The sequence below is a fragment of the Bacillus sp. FSL E2-8868 genome, from assembly GCF_038005505.1.
Classification (GTDB): domain Bacteria; phylum Bacillota; class Bacilli; order Bacillales; family Bacillaceae_G; genus Bacillus_A; species Bacillus_A mycoides.
This window is the reverse complement of record NZ_JBBOTI010000001.1, coordinates 335,714-359,084: the sequence shown is the minus strand read 5'-3', so window position 1 is coordinate 359,084 and position 23,371 is coordinate 335,714. Positions and strand designations below refer to the sequence as shown.

25 protein-coding genes are annotated in these 23,371 nt (G+C 36.5%); 6 read left to right on the top strand and 19 right to left on the bottom strand.

Annotation, left to right across the window (positions count from 1 at the left end):
• Positions 1-183: 183 nt before the first annotated feature.
• From gerE to NSS74_RS01960, 3 genes are all read right to left on the bottom strand, one after another.
• Positions 184-408, bottom strand: a complete 225-nt coding sequence (gene gerE / locus NSS74_RS01970; protein WP_000659484.1) for a spore germination transcription factor GerE — start codon at positions 406-408, stop codon at positions 184-186.
• Between the two features lie 165 nt (positions 409-573).
• A complete protein-coding gene (locus NSS74_RS01965) occupies positions 574-1,869 on the bottom strand; it encodes a purine/pyrimidine permease (RefSeq protein WP_002143280.1) in 1,296 nt (431 codons plus the stop codon).
• Positions 1,870-1,981: 112 nt separating this feature from the next.
• Positions 1,982-3,223 (bottom strand): amidohydrolase family protein, encoded by a 1,242-nt coding sequence (locus NSS74_RS01960; RefSeq protein WP_002143281.1) that lies wholly within the window; start codon positions 3,221-3,223, stop codon positions 1,982-1,984.
• Positions 3,224-3,436: 213 nt separating this feature from the next.
• Between NSS74_RS01960 and NSS74_RS01955 the strand changes: the two genes are divergently transcribed.
• Positions 3,437-3,622 carry a PspC domain-containing protein gene (locus tag NSS74_RS01955; RefSeq protein WP_002088845.1) on the top strand — a complete coding sequence of 62 codons (186 nt, stop codon included), beginning with the start codon at positions 3,437-3,439 and terminating at the stop codon, positions 3,620-3,622.
• A 74-nt stretch (positions 3,623-3,696) separates the two neighbouring features.
• Here NSS74_RS01955 and NSS74_RS01950 read toward each other — a convergent pair whose 3' ends face one another.
• Positions 3,697-4,269 carry a helix-turn-helix domain-containing protein gene (locus NSS74_RS01950; RefSeq protein ID WP_002034214.1) on the bottom strand — a complete coding sequence of 191 codons (573 nt, stop codon included), beginning with the start codon at positions 4,267-4,269 and terminating at the stop codon, positions 3,697-3,699.
• A 101-nt stretch (positions 4,270-4,370) separates the two neighbouring features.
• Between NSS74_RS01950 and NSS74_RS01945 the strand changes: the two genes are divergently transcribed.
• Both NSS74_RS01945 and NSS74_RS01940 read left to right on the top strand, forming a co-directional pair.
• Entirely contained in the window at positions 4,371-5,360 is a 990-nt protein-coding gene (locus NSS74_RS01945) for a DMT family transporter (RefSeq protein ID WP_002143282.1), read from the top strand.
• Between the two features lie 117 nt (positions 5,361-5,477).
• The gene (locus tag NSS74_RS01940; protein WP_002129292.1) at positions 5,478-6,143 is read left to right on the top strand and encodes an MIP/aquaporin family protein; all 666 of its coding nucleotides are present in this window, start codon (positions 5,478-5,480) and stop codon (positions 6,141-6,143) included.
• A 61-nt stretch (positions 6,144-6,204) separates the two neighbouring features.
• On the opposite strand, the gene NSS74_RS01935 is transcribed toward NSS74_RS01940, so the two are convergent.
• The 3 genes from NSS74_RS01935 to NSS74_RS01925 form a co-directional block, all read right to left on the bottom strand.
• Positions 6,205-6,636: an Rrf2 family transcriptional regulator gene (locus NSS74_RS01935; RefSeq protein ID WP_002088848.1), complete on the bottom strand. Its 432-nt coding sequence runs from the start codon at positions 6,634-6,636 to the stop codon at positions 6,205-6,207.
• A gap of 270 nt (positions 6,637-6,906) precedes the next feature.
• Positions 6,907-8,130: an ABC transporter permease gene (locus NSS74_RS01930; protein WP_002143287.1), complete on the bottom strand. Its 1,224-nt coding sequence runs from the start codon at positions 8,128-8,130 to the stop codon at positions 6,907-6,909.
• A gap of 2 nt (positions 8,131-8,132) precedes the next feature.
• A complete protein-coding gene (locus NSS74_RS01925) occupies positions 8,133-9,017 on the bottom strand; it encodes an ABC transporter ATP-binding protein (protein WP_002088851.1) in 885 nt (294 codons plus the stop codon).
• Between the two features lie 353 nt (positions 9,018-9,370).
• Here NSS74_RS01925 and NSS74_RS01920 point away from each other — a divergent pair, with 353 nt between their 5' ends.
• Positions 9,371-10,198, top strand: a complete 828-nt coding sequence (locus NSS74_RS01920) for a 5'-nucleotidase, lipoprotein e(P4) family (RefSeq protein ID WP_002143288.1) — start codon at positions 9,371-9,373, stop codon at positions 10,196-10,198.
• Positions 10,199-10,226: 28 nt separating this feature from the next.
• Here the strand turns inward: NSS74_RS01920 and motB are convergent, their stop codons facing one another.
• Entirely contained in the window at positions 10,227-11,012 is a 786-nt protein-coding gene (motB, locus tag NSS74_RS01915) for a flagellar motor protein MotB (protein WP_002088853.1), read from the bottom strand.
• Positions 11,002-11,796, bottom strand: coding sequence for a flagellar motor stator protein MotA (gene motA / locus NSS74_RS01910; protein ID WP_002088856.1), 795 nt, complete (start codon positions 11,794-11,796; stop codon positions 11,002-11,004). Before motA ends, motB begins: the two co-directional genes overlap by 11 nt.
• A 264-nt stretch (positions 11,797-12,060) precedes the next feature.
• Between motA and NSS74_RS01905 the strand changes: the two genes are divergently transcribed.
• Positions 12,061-12,840 (top strand): M15 family metallopeptidase, encoded by a 780-nt coding sequence (locus tag NSS74_RS01905; protein WP_002088858.1) that lies wholly within the window; start codon positions 12,061-12,063, stop codon positions 12,838-12,840.
• Between the two features lie 36 nt (positions 12,841-12,876).
• Here NSS74_RS01905 and NSS74_RS01900 read toward each other — a convergent pair whose 3' ends face one another.
• The 4 genes from NSS74_RS01900 to sdhC all read right to left on the bottom strand — a co-directional run bounded on the left by NSS74_RS01900 (position 12,877) and on the right by sdhC (position 16,753).
• Positions 12,877-13,320: an acyl-CoA thioesterase gene (locus tag NSS74_RS01900; protein ID WP_002088859.1), complete on the bottom strand. Its 444-nt coding sequence runs from the start codon at positions 13,318-13,320 to the stop codon at positions 12,877-12,879.
• A gap of 245 nt (positions 13,321-13,565) precedes the next feature.
• The gene (gene sdhB / locus NSS74_RS01895; RefSeq protein WP_002088861.1) at positions 13,566-14,327 is read right to left on the bottom strand and encodes a succinate dehydrogenase iron-sulfur subunit; all 762 of its coding nucleotides are present in this window, start codon (positions 14,325-14,327) and stop codon (positions 13,566-13,568) included.
• Positions 14,320-16,113: a succinate dehydrogenase flavoprotein subunit gene (gene sdhA, locus NSS74_RS01890; RefSeq protein WP_002143291.1), complete on the bottom strand. Its 1,794-nt coding sequence runs from the start codon at positions 16,111-16,113 to the stop codon at positions 14,320-14,322. The genes sdhB and sdhA overlap by 8 nt, the downstream gene beginning before the upstream one ends.
• A gap of 13 nt (positions 16,114-16,126) precedes the next feature.
• Positions 16,127-16,753: a succinate dehydrogenase cytochrome B558 gene (gene sdhC / locus NSS74_RS01885; RefSeq protein WP_002015407.1), complete on the bottom strand. Its 627-nt coding sequence runs from the start codon at positions 16,751-16,753 to the stop codon at positions 16,127-16,129.
• Positions 16,754-17,051: 298 nt separating this feature from the next.
• On the opposite strand from sdhC, the gene NSS74_RS01880 reads away from it, so the two are divergent.
• Complete coding sequence (locus NSS74_RS01880) at positions 17,052-17,501, top strand: YslB family protein (RefSeq protein ID WP_002015405.1); 450 nt, start codon at positions 17,052-17,054, stop codon at positions 17,499-17,501.
• A 115-nt stretch (positions 17,502-17,616) separates the two neighbouring features.
• Here the strand turns inward: NSS74_RS01880 and uvrC are convergent, their stop codons facing one another.
• The 6 genes from uvrC to NSS74_RS01850 all read right to left on the bottom strand — a co-directional run bounded on the left by uvrC (position 17,617) and on the right by NSS74_RS01850 (position 23,317).
• Positions 17,617-19,401, bottom strand: coding sequence for an excinuclease ABC subunit C (uvrC, locus tag NSS74_RS01875; RefSeq protein WP_002129304.1), 1,785 nt, complete (start codon positions 19,399-19,401; stop codon positions 17,617-17,619).
• 148 nt (positions 19,402-19,549) lie between these two features.
• On the bottom strand, positions 19,550-19,864 hold the full coding sequence (gene trxA / locus NSS74_RS01870) for a thioredoxin (RefSeq protein ID WP_000974757.1): 315 nt from the start codon (positions 19,862-19,864) through the stop codon (positions 19,550-19,552).
• Between the two features lie 211 nt (positions 19,865-20,075).
• Positions 20,076-21,053 carry an electron transfer flavoprotein subunit alpha gene (gene etfA / locus NSS74_RS01865; RefSeq protein WP_002143292.1) on the bottom strand — a complete coding sequence of 326 codons (978 nt, stop codon included), beginning with the start codon at positions 21,051-21,053 and terminating at the stop codon, positions 20,076-20,078.
• Between the two features lie 36 nt (positions 21,054-21,089).
• Complete coding sequence (etfB, locus tag NSS74_RS01860) at positions 21,090-21,863, bottom strand: electron transfer flavoprotein subunit beta (RefSeq protein WP_002184882.1); 774 nt, start codon at positions 21,861-21,863, stop codon at positions 21,090-21,092.
• A 78-nt stretch (positions 21,864-21,941) separates the two neighbouring features.
• A complete protein-coding gene (locus tag NSS74_RS01855; RefSeq protein ID WP_002088868.1) occupies positions 21,942-22,718 on the bottom strand; it encodes an enoyl-CoA hydratase in 777 nt (258 codons plus the stop codon).
• An 11-nt stretch (positions 22,719-22,729) separates the two neighbouring features.
• Positions 22,730-23,317, bottom strand: a complete 588-nt coding sequence (locus NSS74_RS01850) for a TetR/AcrR family transcriptional regulator (RefSeq protein ID WP_012261773.1) — start codon at positions 23,315-23,317, stop codon at positions 22,730-22,732.
• Positions 23,318-23,371 lie beyond the last annotated feature (54 nt).

The following is a 23,371-nucleotide window of genomic DNA, read 5'->3' as shown; positions in this document are numbered from 1 at the left end:
AAATGCTCATTCAAAATAAAACTCCCGCTACCTTTATTAATAGCGGGAGTTTTATTTCTATAATTTATTTATCGCGTTCTTTATAGCCTTACCTATTTATATAGGAAACATTCTTATCATTCACATGGAGCATGAAACAAACAGAAAAATAGCCGACCTTTTGTATAAAAGTCGGCTGCTTTCTTATAGTTCTAGCTCTCCCATACGAAGAAGCTCAACAACTGCTTGTGAACGTCCTTTAACCCCTAGCTTTTGCATTGCGTTTGAGATGTGATTACGTACTGTTTTTTCACTTATAAACAGTTCACCTGCAATTTCCTTCGTCGTTTTATCTTGAACCAGTAATTCAAATACTTCTCTTTCTCTCTTTGTGAGTAACGGTTTAGATTGATACGCTTTTTCCTTCAACTGGTATAACCCTCCTTGCTTAAGCCAGAGCTGTATATGTGTAAGTTGGGTGTTTATTTAGTCAAGATATTGTATGAACGAAATGTGCAGGTGGTGAATGAAAATGGGCTTTATTTCTTATGTTATTTTAGACTTTTATACAGTGCGTACACTCTTTTTATCCACTTACTTTTCAGTACGCCATATTTGTTCTAGTAATATGCTGACAACTGTACCTACGAACAAACCATTTCCGAATATATATTGCATCACAGACGGCAAGGATTGGAGTGCTCCAGACGGTAAAAACATAACACCACTTCCAAATAATATAGCAACTCCTAAAATCGTTACATTCCTTTCGCTGAGCTCCACTTGTTTTATATTATTAAATCCAATTCCAATTAACTGTACGAACGAAGCCATTAAAACCGCAGATGCGACCGCGGATGGCAGAGAGGCTAAGTAGCGGATAATACTTGGAAACAGCGACATACCGACTAATAGTACACATGCAAATAAGAATGAACGCATGTACTTTTGATTTGTTAAACGTATGAAACCTGCCGTTGCTGGTAATGGAACGACACCTACAGTTGAAAACAAAGAGGAAATCATATGCGAAATCCCTCCGACCCACGTACCATTTCTCAACTGTTTTTGTTCAATAGTCGCTTTATGAATCGTAGCTTGATTAATTGCTATAATAGCTGCCACTGTATTTGAAACTAAAATACATACCATAACGAAACTTGATACAGCCATACCTGTATTCCATTTTGGAATTCCCCACGCGAATATATGTGGAAGTTGCACAAAATGAGTTACTTGAGATGGGATCGTCACTTTTCCTGTAATGAGAAAAATAATCCAGCCACTAATTAGCCCTATTAAAACCGCATAACTTTTAACAAACCCTTTTCCGAAGTTGGAGAGTATGACTACGAATAAAAATATGCCAAAAGCAATTAATGCTGTAAATCCATCAATTTGAGAAACAGTAGCTGTAATTCCTAGCATTCCTTTTAAAAATACACCACTTAATTGTAAACATAATAAAAGTAAGAACGTCCCTGTCACGAGCGGCGTAAATAAAAATAAAATACGCCCGATAACTCCCGTTACTCCTAGCCCTATTAAAACAACTCCCGCAACCATCATTCCTAATTCTAAAATTTGCAACGTACTATGTAATTGATCCTGCCCTACAGTTGCATAAGCAAGCACGGTAAATACACCAACCCAAGATCCAGCTGGTCCATCCGCAATCGGAAGCTTATGTCCAAGCCATCCTTGTAAAAAAGAAGATATACCAACTACGAAAAACGTACGCTGCATTAAATAAAATACTTCTTCCGTCGTAAGATGAAATAATCCGCCAACGACAATTGGTAGCGCGATTGAGTTTGCTAATAAAAAAATAAACCATTGCAAAGTTCCCATAATATGATTTTGATTATGTTGATTGTCCAAACTTTTCATCCCTTCTTGCTTCCTTATAAGGAAGTATAGTACTTCCCTGTTTCTACTAAATAAAAAAGAAGGGTTCTATTTTCACAATTAGAACCCTTCTCAAAACATCTAAACGATTCCTCTATACAAGATTATCAGATTTCACTTGATCTAAATCCCCTATAACAACATTCCCTTTATACATAACTACACGCTTCTCTGTTTGACGAGCCACTGCTTCCGCGGCGCATGTTGCATTCGTTAAAACAAAACTTGCCTCATCCCCTACATTCGGCCACACTCGTTTCCCTTCATTATTTAACGTTTCTTTCCCTCCAGTAATAAAACAAAGAGCTTTCCCTAAAGACCTTTCATCACTCCAACCAAATCGTTCTGCCAATCGATTTGCCTTTTGAAGCATATCACCTGTGCCGAACGGAGACCAATGATCTGTAATACTATCATTTCCTAATGAAACTTTAACTCCTTTTCGATCTAATAATGGAATTGGGATTACTTGTTTACCGATTGGAACGGTTGAAGTGATATCAATCTTTAATGCTGCTAGTCTTTCTGCCACTTCTTCAGCTTCTTTATCAGTAACACCACCAAGTCCAAGCGCATGACTAATTGTTACACGACCTTGCCATCCTGCTTCTTCCGTTAGACTTGCTAATCTCTTCATTGTAAACGTTCCAAGATTATTCGCATCGTGCAAATGAATATCAACATCCGCATTAAATTCTACCGCAATGTCCATAATCGTATGTAATGATTTTTCAATATCATTATCTACTGTAGCTGGGTCCACTCCGCCAACTAATTGTGCGCCCATACGCATCGCATCTTTCACAAGTTGCATAGAATTACTTCGCAATAATCCATGTTGCGGAAATGCAACTATTCTACCAGACAACCGATCTTTATATGTTCCTAAAGCCGCTAACGTTGCCTCTAAATTACGAAGTCCAATAACCGGATCCACATTACAATGCGTTCTAATATTTGTTGCGCCATTTCGAAGCAATAACTCTAGCATATTTTCCGCCCTGTCTTGAGCAGTTGCTAATTGCTTTGGTAAAATCGTTTTTTCTTCATTAAAACGTGTAAAAATATTTTCTGCTGGCATACAAGCTTTCCAAGGCCCACTATAATATGTTTTATCAATATGAATATGCATCTCTTCAAAAGCTGGTAAAACTAATAAACGATTAGCATCAAAAGTTAACGTTCCTTCCTCTTGGGCGATTCCCGATATAATTCTTTTAATTCGCCCATCTTCAATAAGAAGACTGCATATCTCAGTTTCCGTTTGTGAAATTTTCGCTTCTTCATATGTATAACCTGTTTCAAGCTTTACATTAGTCAACCAATATAATGTCATTACCATTTCCCCACCTTATATTAGAAAATACGTCACACCCTCATTTTCATTTTAATACCAACTGAAAATTAAGACAATTAATCCACTGTATTGTCCTTTCACAAAAAAATGTAATATAACCTAATGGTCTTCTCATAAATTTCCATATAGAATAAAAGTACACTGTATCACTCATACATAACAGCGGTGATATAAAAAGGAGAGGATCATAATATGTCGAAGAGGTTATATAAATCCGAAACTGATAAAATGTTATTTGGTATATGCGGTGGTTTAGGAGAATATTTTGATATTAGCTCTACTCTCATTCGTATTATTTGGGTCATTGCTATTCTATGTTTTGGAACGGGATTTTTAGTTTATTTTATTTGTTTATTACTTATGCCACGCGCGTACTAACTGGTATCATTCCATATACTTAAGAAGAGCATATAAAAAATCACCTATAGAATTCTTTTCTATAGGTGATTTTTTCATGAAGAATATTTCATCGTTAAATGTAATACCGCTACTTCATCCTCTTCATTTTTATAACTATGTTTCTTATTAGCTTCAAACTGAATGGAGTCAAACTCATTTAGCACATATACGTCATTCTCAACTTGAATAGAAACTTTCCCTTTCATTACTGTTACAAGCTCAATTGCGCCTTCATGATGAGCTTCCGGTTCATATATACTATTCGCTCTTAAACAAGCACGGTGCATTTCCATCCCTGTTTCTTTCGTGTAACGGAACATCGTTTCTAAATGCCATGCTTGTCCTACATCTACTGCAAATCCTTCTCCGCAGCGCGCAACAGCTACAGGTTCTCCAACAACCATTAATCTCGATAAAGGAATCGATAACCCTTTCGTTATTTTCCAAATGACAGCTAACGTTGGATTCGTTTCGCCTCTCTCAATTTTCCCTAATGTTAATTTACTAACCCCTGTTTTTTGGGCTAATTCTTCTAAACTTAATTTTTGTTCATTTCGAATTTGTCTTAATAGCTGACCTACTTGCTGAATTACTTCTTTCGTTTGCATATCTTCATTTTCTTTCATATATAAAAACCACCTTAAAATATAAAATAGTTTACTTTTATTATCTTTAAGTATATTATACTATACATAAATACTCAATTCCGAAAGGAGTGCCATACTTCATGCGCGCAATATTACTAGGTCTTTTATCATCGGCCTTTTTTTCTGCAACCTTTATTATTAACAGAGCAATGAATGTATCTGGAACAAGCTGGGCTTGGACTGCTTCCTTCCGTTTTCTATTTGCTCTCCCTATTTTATTCCTTATCGTTTTATTTCGCAAAAACTTAGGAGCTTTATGGGCAGAATTAAAAAAACATCCATTTGTATGGATCGGGTGGGGCTCGGTCGCTGGCATCGGCTTCTATTCTTTATTAAGTTTCGCAGCTGTTTTTTCTCCAGCTTGGCTCGTTGCTGGAACTTGGCAAGTTACGATATTAGCAGGTTTACTTTTATCGCCATTATTCTTCATTAAAATAGAAACAAAATCAGGTACAAAACTTGTACGTGGAAAAATTCCACTACGCAGTTTATACGTCGCTTTATTTATTTTACTTGGTGTACTTTGTATGCAAGCTACTGAAGCCGGTCATATTACAATGACTCAATTCATTTCTGGTTTTTTACCTGTCGTTTTAGCAGCTTTCTTATATCCCTTCGGTAACCGAAAAATGATGGAACTTGTTGGCGGGCGTCTTGATACATTCCAACGTGTATTAGGAATGGCAATCGGAAGTCTCCCTATTACAATCCTACTTGGTATATATGGATTTTCCACTACCGGTATTCCATCATCAAGTCAAATGATGCAAGGATTTTTGTTAGCATTATGTTCCGGAGTTATTGCGACGATGACATTTTTCTTTGCTACTGACTTAGCAAAAGACAATCTTGCTTTACTTGGAGCTGTTGAAGCAACACAAGCTGGAACGATGGTCTTCACTGTGCTTGGTGAGATTATTTTCTTAAATGGTTCATTCCCTAGCGGACTGTCACTGATTGGGATGATTATTATCATGCTAGGAATGATCGTAAATAGTGTTTTAAACCGTTCTGTTCCAGTCATTAAACAAAAAAATCAGCATAAAAATAGATATGGTTCTTCTTCATAGAACCATATCTATTTTTATTATCTCCCTATTTCGCCTTATCAGAATAGTATTTCATTAGCTGTTTATACTAAAACCTATGTTATAATACCTTTCATGTGCATTAATAGGAGGTAAATTATGTTAAAAAAAGCAATTGCTGAATTTATTGGTACATTTGTACTTGTATTATTCGGAACTGGAGTAGCTGTCATTGGTGGCGGAATTGAAGGAATTGGAACATTAGGTATCGCTATGGCTTTCGGATTATCTATCGTGGCTATGGCATATAGCATTGGAACAATTTCTGGATGTCATATTAACCCAGCAGTATCAATCGCTATGTTCATCAACAAAAGAATGAACGCTATGGAACTTAGCTATTATTTATTAGCTCAAATTTTAGGTGGTTTATTAGGAACTGCAACGTTAGTAACAATTTTACGATCTGCTAAATTACCTTTAGATAATTTAGGACAAAATAGTTTTGGAACTCTTGGTTTATCTGGAGCATTTTTAGTTGAATTCATTTTAACTTTCGTATTTGTTTTAGTTATCGTTGCTGTAACAGGTAAAAAGGGAAGTTCTTCTTTAGCTGGACTAGTAATTGGTTTCACATTAGTATTAATTCACTTATTAGGTATTCCGTTAACTGGAACATCTGTTAACCCTGCTCGTAGTATCGCACCAGCTTTATTTGCTGGCGGAGAAGCACTTTCTCAATTATGGGTATTCATCGTTGCACCAATTCTTGGTGGTATCGTAGCAGCTATTGTAGGTAAATTCATTTTAAATACTGAAAAATAAAATTTTTAATATTTCTGAATAAAAAAAGGCGAGCCCTCATCATGAGGAAGCTCGCTTTTTTTTATTCTTTAATTTTCGACTTTAAATTTGTAACTAATTGCTGCACCGTTACATTTGCAAGTACGTTTTCCATCGCTTCTTGCGATTGTATTAAAATAATCTCTAATACCGATTGAATATTAGCTCCTACTGGACATTCAATGTTGGGATTTTCATGGAAAGAAAATAGATGTCCTTCTTCTACAACTTCCACAGCTTTATATACATCAAGTAATGTAATTTCATCTAAATCACGAGCAAGTGTCGTACCACCTTTACCAGCTTGTACATCAACAAGTCCTGCTCTCTTCAACATTCCTGTAATGCGACGAATCACAACTGGATTTGTATTCACACTACCAGCAATCCATTCAGAGGTACAGCGAGAGTTTCGATCTATTGCAAGTAACGTTAACATATGAACACCTACTGTAAAACGACTACTAATTCCCATCTGCACACCCTCCTTTTTATTCATTCTATTAAAAGACGACTCTTATCATTATATACTATTTTTAATTTATACATAAAGTGAAACTTTAATCAGTGGGGGTTTTGTTCATCCCCCACTGATTATTAGTTGAACCAATCGGGCGTTTACGGGCAGTTGATCTCCCATCTAACTTCTTTGCTCCAGCTGAATTTTGAGATGGGAGTTTTACTGCCCGTTAATGCGGGGTAAAGAAAAAGCATGATTCCATTAGAAAATCATGCTTTCCCTCTATTATTGACGCTTTATAAATTTCGCCAAATCTTTAAACTTCACTTTATCAGAGTAATTCATTACACCGTTTACGTAAATGCGGCTTGTAACAGCACTTAATATACCGATTGTCGCTAAAAGACCCGCCAATGTTATCGTAATTTCTAACATACCAGCTTCACCAGCTACAAAGCGTGAGAATGTAACCATCGGGGTGAAGAACGGAACATAAGAGCTTATAACAACAATAGTACTATTTGGGTCACCTAACGATTTAAGACTTATAAAGAATGCTGCAATTATTAAAATTGACACCGGTAGCATTACACCTTGCAAATCCTCAGTCTTAGAAACAACCGCACCAGCAGCTGCATACATCATCGCATACAGGAAATACCCTGTAACAAAATAAATTAGGAACATACCGATAACTTTTGCATCTAACTTTGTAACATCAATTACGCCAAATAATGAACCATTTTCTAAATCTACCCAACCTAGTAAATAAGGAACTAAATAACCACATGCCAATATGACAAGTTGTAATAACGCCGTTGAAACAACCGCTAAAATTTTTGCATACATCATCGTAAGAGGTTTTACTTTCGGAATCATAACTTCCATAACGCGAGAAGCTTTTTCAGAAGCAATATTCATCGCAATTGTGCTTCCGAACGCAACAATAAACATATATAAAGCGAATATAAAGAAATATGCAACTCCGGCAGAGGCAGAACGATCTTTTATTGCTTCTTGTTTTACAGAAATTTCCGTTTGTAATTGTTGTGCAATTTCCGGTGAAACATTATGTTTAGCAACCGTTACCGCCATATATTGTCCCTTTAAATAACTAGCTATAATAGTAGAAGTTGTTTCACTGGCGAACCCATTAAACATATACGTGACTTCTGGAACTCCATTCTTTTCAGTTACACGAAACAAACCGTCTAACTCGCCTTCTTCTACTTGTTTATGTAGTTTATTAAAATCTTCTTTTGAACCAATTGTTAGTTTAGCTGATGGTAATAATTTATTTAACTCTTCTTTTTGTATTTTATATGTGGAACTCTCTGTCACAACTGCAATTTTATCTTTATCCTTATTTTTATCATTACTTGAAGTGAAATGATTAAATGCAAAAATACCAAACACAACTAAAAATAAAATCGCACTCGTAATTAATGATTTTTTAGATAAAAACGCTTCCTTAAAATAAAATGAAAATACATGAGAAAATTTACGCATCTTTATTTCGCCCTCTCTACAAAGATTTCGTTTAACGTCGGCTCTAACATTTTAAATTGTCGTAAGCTAATACCTTGCTCTTGCAACTGTTGCAAAATCTTTAGAGCTTCTGCATCACCTTGTACTTTTACATAAAGAAGGCCTTGTTGTTTTTCATACGGAACGTGTATAGCTTCTAATCCCTTTTCATTCTCTACTGTATCTTCAATAGTTAAATTACGGAAACCGTATTCTTTCTTAATATCACTTAACTGCCCTTCTACGACCGCTTCGCCTTTTTTCAAAATACATACATGTTGGCAAAAAGCCTCTACTTGCTCCATACGATGACTTGATAAAATAATTGTCTTCCCACTCTGTACTTGTTCTCCAATAATATTAGCTAACATTCCCGCATTAACTGGATCAAGTCCGCTAAATGGTTCATCTAAAATAAGAAGTTCTGGATCATGAAGAAGAGCAGCAATCAATTGAATTTTTTGTTGATTCCCTTTCGAAAGCTCCCCTGCCGTTTTAAATTTATATTCTGGGATTGCTAATCGCTCTAACCAGTGATCAATTGCAAGATCCACTTCTTTTTTCGTCATTCCTTCTAATCTGCCAAAATATCGCAACTGATCTATTACTCTACTTTTTGTATATAATCCTCTTTCTTCTGGTAAATATCCAATTGTTACCCCGCTATCACCAAATGATTTTCCATCCCACGTAATAGAACCTTCATTTGGCGTTAATAAACCTAGTAACATTTTAATTGTCGTTGTTTTCCCTGCACCATTTCGGCCAAGTAACCCTAACACTTCACCTTTCGGTAACGAGATTTGCAAACCATTAACTGCTTTAGATTCTCCGAATATTTTTGTTAAGTTTTGAATTTGTAAACTCAATGTATAAAGCCTCCCCTTTAGTATCATTCGTACCCTCTGTTAAAGCCTATGATTGTTCAGAATGAAATATAGTACTATATTTCATTCTCTTATATGTATCACTACACCTAACCCATGATTTGTTTCATTTAGTTAAAATTGTAAATAAAAATCCCGTTTTTGTCAATTATAATTGTCATTACGACAATAAAACTTGTCAAAATAATTATTATTATTTAACCCATCTTTCTAATATAGGACAAACTACTACATATACAAAAGACAATATGCAAATGTTCATAAAAAAAAATATAAAAAGCATTATATTTTAATATATAATATTAAATGATTTACTAACATCAAGGAGGATACATATGAAGATGAAGAGGGGTATTACCACTTTATTATCTGTAGCCGTTCTTTCCACATCGCTTGTAGCATGTTCAGGAACAGCTGAGAAAACAGTGGCGAAAGAAGAAAAAGTAAAATTAACAGACCAGCAATTGATGGCTGATTTATGGTATCAAACAGCTGGTGAAACGAAAGCACTATACTACCAAGGATACAATATTGGTCAATTGAAGCTTGATGCAGCTCTTGCAAAAGGCACAAACAAAAAACCTGCTATCGTACTTGATTTAGATGAAACTGTTTTAGATAACAGTCCCCATCAAGCAATGAGCGTAAAAACAGGAAAAGGCTATCCTTATAAATGGGACGATTGGATTAATAAAGCTGAAGCTGAAGCTCTTCCAGGCGCGATTGATTTCTTAAAATATACAGAGTCTAAAGGTGTAGATATTTACTACATCTCAAATCGCAAAACGAATCAACTAGATGCAACTATTAAAAACCTTGAGCGCGTTGGTGCTCCACAAGCAACAAAAGAGCATATCTTATTACAAGATCCGAAAGAAAAAGGGAAAGAAAAACGTCGTGAACTTGTTTCTCAAACACATGACATCGTCCTATTCTTCGGTGACAACTTATCTGATTTCACTGGTTTTGATGGGAAATCTGTAAAAGATCGCAATGAAACAGTGGCAGAATCAAAAGCACAATTTGGTGAGAAATTCATCATTTTCCCTAATCCAATGTACGGTGATTGGGAAGGTGCTCTATATGACTATAATTTCAAAAAATCAGATGCAGAAAAAGACAAAATCCGTCGTGACAATTTAAAATCATTTGATGCAAAATAACAAAGAGGATGGCCTTCGCCATCCTCTTTTATTGCATATTTCTTGTTAAAGGTAAAATAAATACTTCTACACGTCTATTTTTCGCTTTTCCTTCTGGCGTATCATTTGGTGCAATTGAACGGTATTCTCCATAACCAACTGCACTAAATTTTTCTGGTTGCAATTCTTTATTTTGAAGTAACACCTGCATAAAATTAACTGCACGCTGCGTACTTAATTCCCAATTCGATGCAAACTGTGCGTTTGAAATAGGAACATTGTCTGTATGGCCCGATACGGTAATTTCACGAGGTGATGCTGAAACAAGTAGGTTAGACATCTCTTTTGCAATCCCTAACGATTCCAATTTCACATCTGCTTTCCCTGAGTCAAATAGTACATTTTCTAATATTGTTACCATTAAACCTTTTTCGGTTAAATCGGTTTTAAAAGAAGAAGATAATTGCTTTTCCTCAATATACTTATCAATACCTTTTTGTACTGCTTTTAATTCATTCATTTCTTGCTTTTTCACTTCAGCTTCAGCATCTTTTTTGATCTTCTCAGATTCCAAACTACTTGCCGATAACTCTTTTTCTTCCTTTGGTTTTTGATCACTTAAAAACTCTTTATTTCCTGTTCCACCTGCTAGTTCACTTCGAAAAGCTACTGCCATCTGTTTAAATTTCGCAGCATCTATACTACTCATTGCGAATAATACGATGAACAATGCAAATAACAACGTTAACATATCAGAATATGGAATTAACCAAGTTTCATCGATATGCTCTTCATGTTTTTTCTTTTTGCCTCTTCTATTTTTCTTACTCCGCATTTTTTTCTGCTCCTTTTTCTAGCTTTTTACGCTCAGTTGCAGAAAGTGCACCTAAAATGCGGTTCTTCATAATAAACGGATATGTACCTTCTTGTAACATTAATAAACAATCAATAATTAAACGTTTCTTCTCTAATTCAGCAGCAGACTTTTGCTTTAATTTATTTGCAAACGGATGCCATAATACGTAACCTGAAAAAATACCGAAAATCGTTGCAATAAACGCACCTGAAATAGCATGCCCTAGCTTTTCAATATCAGTTAAATTTCCAAGTGCAGCTACAAGACCAATAACAGCACCTAAAACCCCTAGTGTAGGTGCATATGTACCAGCTTGCGAAAAAATAGCAGCCCCTTTTGCATGTCTCTCTTCAATCGCTTCTAATTCGGCTTCTAAAATTTGTTCTAAGTCCTCTGCAGATACACCATCAATAACAAATTTCATACCACGCAAAAGAAATTCATCTTCAATTTCATCTAATTGTTGCTCTAAAGACAAAATACCGTATTTTCTACTCTCAGATGTCCAATGAACAAATAATTCTAGCAATTGTTCATAACTTAAATCTTTTTTATTTGAACCAAAAAGAACTTTAAATAATTTTGGAACTTTTTTTAGCTGATTCATCGGAAATGCAATACACACTGCAGCAAATGTACCGACGAAAATAATTAGTGCTGCGGCAGGATTTAGTAAAGCTGTTATGTCAGCGCCCTTGACGACCATCCCTACGACTACCGCTAATACTCCTAAAATGATTCCAATAATTGTTGCAAAATCCATTCCCATTCACTCCTAGTCTATACAAGAGGTCTTTTATTCTCGATAATCGCTACATCTTCTTATATACATATATTACATAAAAAATGCACTTCATGAAAGATAAGAAATGAATTATATGAAAAAATACTACATTTTCACACATTTTCTGACATTTTCTTTGCGTTTCTATTACGTTACGACTCTTATATTTCTTTTTCAACAAACTAGACTTATAATAAAAACGATACATATTTTATTAAGAAAGGACAGTGATTACAGGGCATCATGAAAAAAATAATAATTATTTCTGCCGCTACTATTGTAATCGGTATCACATCTTTCGTTTACTTTGGTTCTAAATCACCACTACAAAACGAAGCGAAAGCTGTCGAAAATCAAAAACATAATAACCACCAAAAAGAAGAGATTCCTGCTTTTCAAAAAGCTGATCATAATGCAAAGAAACTAGATGATAATTTTTCCGTTGTAACAAATCCAGATTCTGCTCTTGTATTAGTCAATAAACATCGTAAATTACCAGATGGGTACATTCCAGAAGATTTGACGAAACCGAACGTACCATTTACTAGTCCAAAAGATAAAGAGAAAACATTACTTCGCAAAGATGCTGCAGACGCTCTTGAAAAAATGTTCCAAGCAGCGAAAGAAGAAGGTTTAGAACTTACAGCAGTTTCAGGTTACCGTTCTTACAAACGCCAACAGTCATTACATAATACATATATTAAACGCCAAGGAAAAGCTGAGGCTGATTCGGTAAGTGCAATTCCTGGAACAAGTGAGCATCAAACCGGTCTAGCAATGGATATTAGCTCAAAATCTGCTAAATTCCAATTAGAACCAATCTTCGGAGAGACAGCAGAAGGAAAATGGGTTGCAGAACATGCCCATGAGTTCGGATTTGTCATTCGTTATTTAGAGGATAAAACAAAAACAACAGAGTATGCATATGAACCGTGGCACTTACGCTACGTCGGTAATCCATACGCCACATACATATATAAGCACCACCTAACATTAGAAGAGGCGATGGAGGACAAAAAATAAGAGAGCGAATCGCTCTCTTATTTTTCTTTTATTCTATTATAATAGCAATTCCTTCCATTCCTCAGGCCACGGTTCGCCTCTTCCAGTTTTTTTCGATGCTTGGACCATCATACCGCGTCCAACTAAACAAACTTCTCCTTCTGCATTTTTGACCATATAGTGTAAATCTAAAGAGGAATTCCCAACCGCTCCCGCCTTTACATATACTTTCAACTGCTCATCAAAATAAATTTGTTTAATAAAATTGCATTGTAGATCTGCGACGACTATCATCGTTTCTGATGATTCATGTGTCCATTCTTGCATAAATCCGAGTTCTTTAAACAATGCGATACGCGCTTCTTCAAAATATGTAAAAGCAACGACATTATTTACATGTCCAAACATATCTACTTCACCAAAACGAACTTTGACAGGATTATAAAATGAAAAACCACTTTCCCATTGCTCAAAGTCTTCAATATAAGAAATTCTCTTCATCGTTCCCTCTCCTTTTCGCCCTTAAAATAAAGTGAAACTTTAATCAGTGGGGGCTTTGTTCATCCCCCACTGATTATTAGTTGAACCAATCGGGCGTTTACGGGCAGTTGATCTCCCACCTAGCTTCTTTGCTCCACCTGAATTTTGAGGTGGGAGTTTTACTGCCCGTTAATGCGGGATAAACTGAATAAACAGAAATATAAAGTTATAAATATTGCCTCTTCAACATGAAGAGGCAATATTTATTAATAGTTATTGTCGCTACCAAAGAAATCTTTGAACGATTGAATTGTTGTATCACGGTTTAATGCTGCAATTGAAGTTGTTAATGGAATACCTTTCGGACATGATTGCACACAGTTTTGAGAGTTACCACAGTTTGCAAGTCCTCCATCACCCATAATTGCACGTAAGCGATCTGCTTTATGCATTTCACCAGTTGGATGCGAGTTAAATAAACGTGCTTGTGAAAGCGGTGCTGGACCAATAAAGTCAGACTTACTGTTTACGTTCGGACATGATTCTAAGCAAACACCACATGTCATACATTTCGAAAGTTCATATGCCCATTGACGCTTTTTCTCTGGCATTCTTGGACCTGGTCCTAGGTCGTACGTACCGTCGATTGGAATCCAAGCTTTAACACGTTTTAACGCGTTAAACATACGGCTACGGTCAACTTGTAAATCACGTACAATCGGGAATGTCTTCATCGGCTTTAAGCGAATTGGTTGCTCTAACTGGTCAATAAGGGCTGTACATGATTGACGTGGTTTTCCGTTAATCACCATCGAACATGCTCCACATACTTCCTCTAAGCAGTTCATATCCCATGCAATCGGAGTTGTTTGGTTCCCTTTTGAGTCGACAGGATTACGGCGAATTTCCATAAGCGCCGAAATAATATTCATATTAGGACGATATGGAATTTCAAACTCTTGGTCAAACTCTTGTGCATCTGGGCCATCTTGTCTCGTAATGATGAGGCGGATTGTTTTCTCAGACATGTTGTTTATCCCCCTTCTCTTCACCCTTAGCAGCTACATCATGTTTTGAGGAATAGTCACGTTTACGTGGTTTAATTAATGAAACATCCACTTCTTCGTAATGGAATGCTGGTGCCTTTCCTTCTCCCTCAAATTTCGCCATCGTAGTTTTTAAGAAGTTTGCATCATCACGATTTGGGAATTCTGGTTTGTAATGCGCTCCGCGGCTTTCATTACGGTTATATGCGCCAATTGTAATAACACGTGCTAACTCGAACATATTTGCAAGTTGGCGTGTAAATGAAGCACCCTGGTTACTCCATCTTGCTGTATCGTTAATGTTAATGCGTTTGTAACGCGCCATTAACTCTTCAATTTTCGCATCAGTTTCTAGTAACTTTTTATTTTCACGAACTACTGTAACGTTATCTGTCATCCATTCTCCAAGCTCTTTATGAAGAACATATGCATTTTCGTTACCATCAAGCATTAAAATATTGTTAAATTTCTCTGTTTCAATTAATTCATTTTGCTCATATACAGTAGATGCAACAGCATCAGATGATTTAGAAAGACCTTTCATATACTCAATTGCGTTCGGTCCTGCTACCATACCACCGTAAATTGCTGATAATAATGAGTTCGCACCAAGGCGGTTACCACCGTGCATAGAATAATCACACTCACCTGCTGCAAATAAACCTGGAATACTTGTCATTTGCTTATAATCAACCCATAATCCGCCCATTGAATAGTGAACTGCTGGGAAGATTTTCATTGGTAGTTTACGAGGATCATCACCTGTAAATTTCTCATAGATTTCAATAATTCCACCAAGTTTAATATCTAGTTCTTTCGGATCTTTATGAGAAAGATCTAAGTACACCATGTTTTCACCGTTAATACCTAGTTTTTGCTCTACGCAAACATCAAAGATTTCACGCGTTGCAATATCACGAGGTACAAGGTTTCCGTAAGCTGGATATTTTTCTTCTAAGAAGTACCATGGCTTACCATCTTTATACGTCCAAACACGTCCACCTTCACCACGTGCAGATTCACTCATAAGACGTAACTTATCGTCTCCAGGAATTGCCGTTGGATGAATTTGAATGAACTCACCGTTCGCATAATATGCACCTTGTTGATATACAGCAGACGCTGCTGTACCTGTATTAATAATAGAGTTTGTTGATTTTCCAAAGATGATACCAGGGCCCCCTGTTGCCATAATCACGGCATCAGCTTGGAAACTTTTTATCTCCATAGTTTGTAAGTCTTGCGCGACGATTCCTCGGCACACACCTTCATCATCTACAACAGCTCGTAAGAAATCCCAACCTTCATATTTCGTTACAAGTCCTGCTACTTCATGACGACGTACTTGCTCATCTAATGCATATAGTAATTGTTGACCAGTTGTTGCGCCAGCAAATGCTGTACGGTGATGTTGTGTTCCACCGAAACGACGGAAATCCAGAAGTCCTTCTTCCGTACGGTTGAACATAACACCCATGCGGTCCATTAAATGAATAATACCAGGTGCTGCATCACACATCGCTTTAACTGGTGGTTGGTTCGCTAAGAAGTCCCCACCATAAATTGTATCGTCAAAGTGGATCCATGGAGAATCCCCTTCACCTTTTGTATTTACGGCACCGTTAATTCCACCTTGGGCACATACAGAATGTGAACGTTTTACTGGTACTAAAGAAAATAGTTCAACATTTACTCCTGCTTCTGCCGCTTTAATCGTTGCCATTAAGCCGGCCAAGCCACCGCCGACTACTATAAGTTTCCCTTTCATGCTCTCCCACTCCTTACTGGTTTGCTAGCTGTGGATCGATGAACGCTAATAATGCACTCACACCTACATAAGATAGACCTAAGAAAATAGCTAATGTTACATAAGTAGAGATTCTTTGTGAACGTGGAGATACTGTAATTCCCCAGCTTATACAGAATGTCCATAGTCCATTTGCAAAGTGGAAAATTGTTGAAACAACACCAACTAAATAGAAACCAAACATAAATGGGTTGTTTAAAATATCTGCCATCATATCATAGTTTACCTCTTTACCTAACAATGCTTGAATACGAGTTTCCCAGACGTGCCAAGAAATGAAGATCAGCGTAACGATACCTGAAATTCGTTGGAAGACGAACATCCAGTTACGGAAATAGCCGTAAGATACCGCATTGTTCTTAGCTGTAAATGCAATATATAAGCCATATATAGCATGGTACAGTATAGGTAAAAAGATGATGAAAATTTCTAGCGCATACCGGAATGGAAGGAGCTCCATAAAGCCTGCAGCTTTGTTAAAAGCCTCTGCTCCTCTTGTTGCAAAGTTGTTTACAATTAAATGTTGCGTCAAAAAGACACCAACCGGAATGACCCCCATTAATGAGTGCCACTTACGAAACGTATACTCGCGGCCTTTCATGTCCCCATTACCCCCTTGAATGTTTGACTGCTGTTTTCAGATTAATTTACAACAATAATGTTTTTTCACTATTGGCATAAGAAAAACTGAAAAAATTATTCAAAATATTTCAGCATAATTTAATACCAAGTTCATTTTACCCCTATTTTTGTCGAAGCGTCAAGAAAACGTATACATAATTTGCATATAATTTGCCAATTCTTTTTTTTTCTTATATATTCAGATTTCCCCAAAGAAAAATCTATTTTTATAAATGAAAAATGTTATATAATAATCCCTATAGAAAGAGGGGAATATTGTGAGCAAAAATACAATCGATATAACATCTTTAGAAGATGTTTCATTGAACGCCTTCGCTTATGAATTGCTACGTGAAGAATTACTACCTGATTTAATTGGTAACGATTTAGATGGTATTTTATACTGGGCCGGTAGAAACCTTGCGAGAAAATATCCGCTAGAAACAATTGAAGAAGTCATTCAGTTTTTTGAAAAAGCTGGTTGGGGCACTTTAAGCATCATTGAACATAAACGTCGTGAAATGCAGTTTCAACTTAAAGGTACACTTATTACTGAGCGTCAAAAACAAAAAAGACATTCATCTTATCAATTAGAAGCTGGATTTATCGCCGAGCAAATTCAAAGACAAAGAAACGTCGTTGCAGAGTCCTATGAGGAACAGAAAAAGCGTTCAGACTCTATTACATTTCTTGTTAAATGGGATATAAAAGATCTCATTGAAGTGTAGCATCTACCTACAGTCAACTAGACATATAAGTTTAGTTGACTTTTTTGTATATTCATTCAGATGAGTTTATTTTAAATCTTCAGAAATTATACCAAAAAACAGAAGACGTTGTAAACTACAACGTCTTCTTATCTGTTAAATAAGTATATATCATCTCTGCAACATTTTTCGGCATACCTGCTTCGACAAATTCAGCTATGGAAGCTTCTTTCATCTTTTTTAACGAGCCAAAATGTTTTAACAATACCTTTTTTCGTTTATCGCCGATTCCTGGAATATCATCCAATGCTGATTGAATGACCGATTTCCCGTGCAACTGGCGATGGAATGTAATTGCAAATCTATGCACTTCATCTTGAATGCGTTGCAATAAATAAAATTCTTGGCTATTCCTCTCAAGCATCACAGGTTCAGGTGGATCTCCAATAATTAAATGGGAGGTTTTATGTTTGTCATCTTTTACAAGCCCTGCCATCGGAATATATAAACCGAGTTCGTTCTCCAGAACATCACTTGTAGCGGCCAGATGGCCTTTTCCACCATCAATAATGATTAAATCTGGTAAAGGTAAATTCTCTTTAAGCGCCCTCGTATAACGGCGTCTTACAACTTCCCTCATAGATTCGTAATCATCAGGACCTTGAACCGTTTTAATTTTATATTTCCGATATTCTTTCTTTGCTGGTTTCCCATCGATAAAAGCAATCATTGCGGAAACGGGATTTGTCCCTTGAATATTCGAGTTATCAAACGCTTCAATACGATATGGGGTTTCAATGCCCAGCTGCTTCCCTAAATTATCAATGGCTTTAACCGTCCGCTCTTCATCACGTTCAATTAAGTGAAATTTCTCTTCTAGTGCAATTTTTGCGTTTTTATTTGCTAATTCTACAAGGTCTTTTTTCTTCCCACGCTTCGGCTGTGTCGCTTCAACTTCTAAAAAGCGCTCTACTAATTCTGAATCTATACTTCCTGGAACAACAATTTCCTTCGGCTTGAAATGACTACTGTTTTCATAAAATTGACCGATAAAAGTTAAAAATCCCTCTTCTGGTTCATCATAAATCGGGAACATAGAAACATCACGTTCAATTAGCTTTCCTTTTCGAACGAAGAAAACTTGAACACACATCCACCCTTTATCAACTGCATATCCAAACACATCACGATCCACTAAATCACTCATAATCATCTTTTGCTTTTCCATAATTGCATCAATATGAGCAATTTGATCTCGCAACTCTTTCGCCCGTTCAAATTCTAGCTTTTCTGAAGCCTCATACATCTTCGTTTCTAATTCTGAACGAATTTCTTTATGCCCACCGTTTAAGAATTTAATAATTTCATCAACAATTTCTTTGTTTTGCTCATCCGTTACTTCTTTCACACAAGGTGCTAAACATTGACCCATATGATAATACAAGCAAACTTTATCTGGCATATTTGAACATTTACGAAGTGGATACATACGATCTAATAATTTCTTTGTTTCATGTGCCGATTGTGCATTTGGATAAGGCCCAAAGTACTTTCCTTTATCCTTTTTTACATTTCGCGTAATGAGTAAGCGCGGCTGTTTTTCAGCTGTAATTTTAATGAAAGGATATGTTTTATCATCTTTTAATTGAATATTATATTTTGGATCATATTTTTTTATTAAATTTAACTCTAAAATAAGAGCCTCCAAATTTGAGGAAGTCACAATATATTCAAAATCAACAATTTCTCCAACAAGCCGAAGTGTTTTCCCATCATGCGAACCAGTAAAGTACGAGCGCACACGATTTTTGAGTACCTTTGCTTTTCCGACATATATAACCGTTCCCTGCTTATCCTTCATTAAATAACAACCAGGTTGATCGGGCAAAATTGCTAACTTCTCTTTTAAATGCTCGTGCACTCGTCTCCCTCCATTTCTACATGCTTATCATTTTTATTTTCACATAAAAACATACTATGCCAAAACACCCAACATACGTTCTTTTATTGTAACGGAAAGGTTGTAAAAAAGAAAATAAAAAAAGCTACCAAATGGTAGCTTCTTTATTTTAGAAGTGTTTAGAAACTAATTCTACTAACGCTTCTTTCGGTTTATATCCTAACGCTTGATCAACCACTTTACCGTCTTTTAATACGAAAAGAGCTGGAATGCTCATTACTTCGAATTGACGAGCAGTTTCTTGGTTTTCATCAACGTCCACTTTTACTACTTTTACTTTCTCGCCTAACTCTGAATCGATTTCCTCTAATACAGGAGCGATCATTTTACAAGGTCCGCACCAAGGCGCCCAGAAATCTAATAGTACAACACCTTCGCTAGTTTCAGCTGCGAAGCTTTGGTCATTTGCATTTATAATTGCCATTTTATTTCCTCCTTCAAGTATATTCTACCAAGAGTATATCATTAACTTTTATACGTGGCGAATATTATGTATCGTTATGTATTGTAACAAAAAAATGTTCCTTTATACTATATAAAAATATGGATGAAATACTAAAAAGATGAGAGACAGGGGATCTCTCACCTTTTTCTATATATAGGGGTACTTCACTTGGAACTCAAGGGTACTCAAATCATGAATGTACTTTTAACTTTTTAAACTCTTCTGTTAAAAGAGGTAATACTTCAAACAGATCACCGACAATACCATAGTCAGCTACTTTGAAGATACTAGCTTCTGGATCTTTATTAATCGCAACAATTATTTTTGAATTAGACATACCAGCTAAATGCTGAATCGCACCAGAAATCCCGCATGCAATGTATAGGTCTGGTGTAACAACTTTACCTGTTTGACCAATTTGTAATGAATAATCACAGTACTCTGCATCACAAGCACCACGAGATGCTCCAACAGCGCCGCCTAGTACGTCAGCTAATTCTTTTAACGGTTTAAATCCTTCTTCACTCTTCACACCACGTCCGCCAGCTATAATAACTTTCGCTTCAGAAAGATCAACACCTTCTGCAGTTTTACGGACAACATCTTGAATGATTGTACGTAAATCTTTCACATCAACTGTAATAGAAGACACGTCAGCTGTGCGAGACTCGTCTTTTTCAAGAGTTGCAATGTTATTTGGACGCACTGTCGCAAATAATATACCATCTGTTACAATCTTCTTCTCAAATGCTTTACCAGAGTAAATCGGACGAGTGAAGATAACATTTCCACCTTCAACTTCTAAAGCCGTTACGTCAGAAATTAAACCAGCTTCTAATTTCGCTGCTAATTTTGGTGATAAATCTTTACCAAGTGCCGTATGTCCAAATACAATGCCTTCTGGCTTTTCTTCAGCATATACAGCTAAAAACGCTTGTGCATATCCATCAGATGTATATGATTTTAATTTATTATTTTCAACTGTCACAACGCGATCTGCACCGTAATGAATCAATTCATTTGCAAAAGAGGCAACGCTGTCTCCAACTAGAAGACCTACCACTTCACCGCCTTCTGCAATTGTTTTTGCTGCTGCTACCGCTTCAAACGAAACGTTACGTAGCGATCCATCACGAACTTCACCCATTACTAATACTTTACGAGCCATAGATTTTCCCTCCTGCATATATAATTTCGTATTTTATTAGATTACTTTCGCTTCTGTATGGAGCAACGATACAAGTTCTTTTACTTGATCTTGCAGCTCGCCTTGTAACACTTTTCCTGCATCTTTCTTAGGAGGCAAATAGATTTCAATTGTTTTTGTTTTTGCTTCCACATCATCTTCTTCTAGATCTAAATCATCTAATTCTACTTCTTCTAGTGGCTTTTTCTTCGCTTTCATAATACCTGGAAGCGATGGATAACGCGGTTCGTTTAAACCTTGTTGTGCCGTTACTAAAACTGGTAATGACGTTTCAATAACTTCTGTATCACCTTCAACGTCACGCTCAATCTTCACGTTTGTACCGTCAATCTCAAGTTTTGTAATTGTCGTTACGTACGGAATATTTAACGCTTCAGCTACGCGTGGACCAACTTGTCCAGATGCACCGTCAATCGCAACGTTTCCGCCTAAAATTAAATCTGCATCTTTATCTTTTAAATATTCAGCAAGCACTTTTGCTGTTGTAAATTGGTCACCATTCTCAACATCATCTTCAATGTTAATTAGTACCGCTTTATCGCAGCCCATCGCTAATGCTGTGCGAAGTTCTTTTTCACTATCCTCGCCACCAACTGTTATAACAGTAACTTCTCCACCTTGTGCATCTCTTACTTGAATCGCTTCTTCAATCGCATATTCATCGTAAGGGTTGATGATGAATTCCGCTTCGCCATCGTAAATTGCACCGTTTTTAATTACGATTTTTTCTTCTGTATCAAATGTTCGTTTCATGAGTACGTAGATGTTCATTCCATTTACCCCCTTATTTTTCAGAAAGATTCTATCAATTTTAAAATTCTGTTAATTTTTATTAAAAAAATAATTGGACTACCTACCACTAAATGAAGGCTTACGTTTTTCTAAAAACGCTGCTACGCCTTCTCTTCCATCTTCACTCGTAAATACTTCACCAAAAATCTGTGATTCACGCTGTACACCTTCATAATAATGAGACGATTTTGTCGTTTGTAATAACTCTAGCACAGCACGAGTTGTTGCTGGGCTTTTTCCAGCAATCTGTTTTGCAATTTTAAGCGTATCTTCTAAAATGGATTCTTCAGAAAACACTCCGTTAACAAGTCCCCATTGTAATGCTTCTGCACCAGTAATTGGTGTACTTGTTAACATCATTTCACAAGCTTTCGCTTTACCAACATAACGTGGTAAGCGCTGTGTACCTGCAAAACCAGGAATTAATCCAAGTGTTAATTCAGGTAAACCAAGCTTTGTACTTTCAGTTACAAAGCGCATGTGGCAAGACATAGCAAACTCAAGGCCGCCGCCAAGTGCCGCTCCATGAATTGCCGCAATAACTGGTTTTGAGCATTTTTCAACACGCTCAAACGTAACTTGTCCAAGCTGTGCTAACTCTGTTGCTTGCTTAGCTTCAGTAACAGATGTAAATTCTTTAATATCTGCCCCTGCTGAGAAGAAGCGTCCTTCACCATGTAAAACAACAACACGAATGTTATCATCCTTTTCCACTTGATCGATTAATTCAGTAACGTCATGCATAACTTGTGAAGACATCGCATTAGCTGGCGCATGATTTAACGTCGCCACCGCGATATGATCTTCAACTTTTACAGATAGGAATTTCAACATGATCCCTCCCATTATTGACGATAACCACAAGCTGCAATAAGTAGCCCATGTACCGTTTTTGAAAGTGCGACCAGATCATACTTATGATCGCTCATTACCCAATTGGTCACAACTTCATCTACTGTTCCAAAGATCATTTGTCTTGCCACGCGAACGTTTAAATCCGCCTGAAATTCACCTTGCTTTATACCTGTCTCTAAAATCTCATCCATAACTTGTAAGTAGCCTTTTAATACTTCATTTATTTTAAGGCGCAAGTCTTGATTGGACTGCCTTAGCTCTAATTGCGTAACGATAGCAAGAGGATCATTTTGTGACAACAGCAAGAAGTGCGTTTCTACCAACATGAATAACTTCGCTACAGCGCTTTCAATTCCTGCTATTTTTTGACGAATTGTTTCAACAAATTCTCCCATCTTCTCTTGGAATAAGGATATTAATATATCTTCTTTATTTTTAAAATATAAATAAATCGTGCCATCAGCTACCCCAGCTTGCTTTGCAATTTTAGAAACTTGCGCTTGATGGTATCCATTCTCCGCAATCACAATGACTGCAGCATCAATAATCTGATTGTATTTCGGTCTATTTTTCTTCACTTTACTGTCCCCTTCAAGAAGATGACTGAATGAATAGTCATTCATATTCTTATA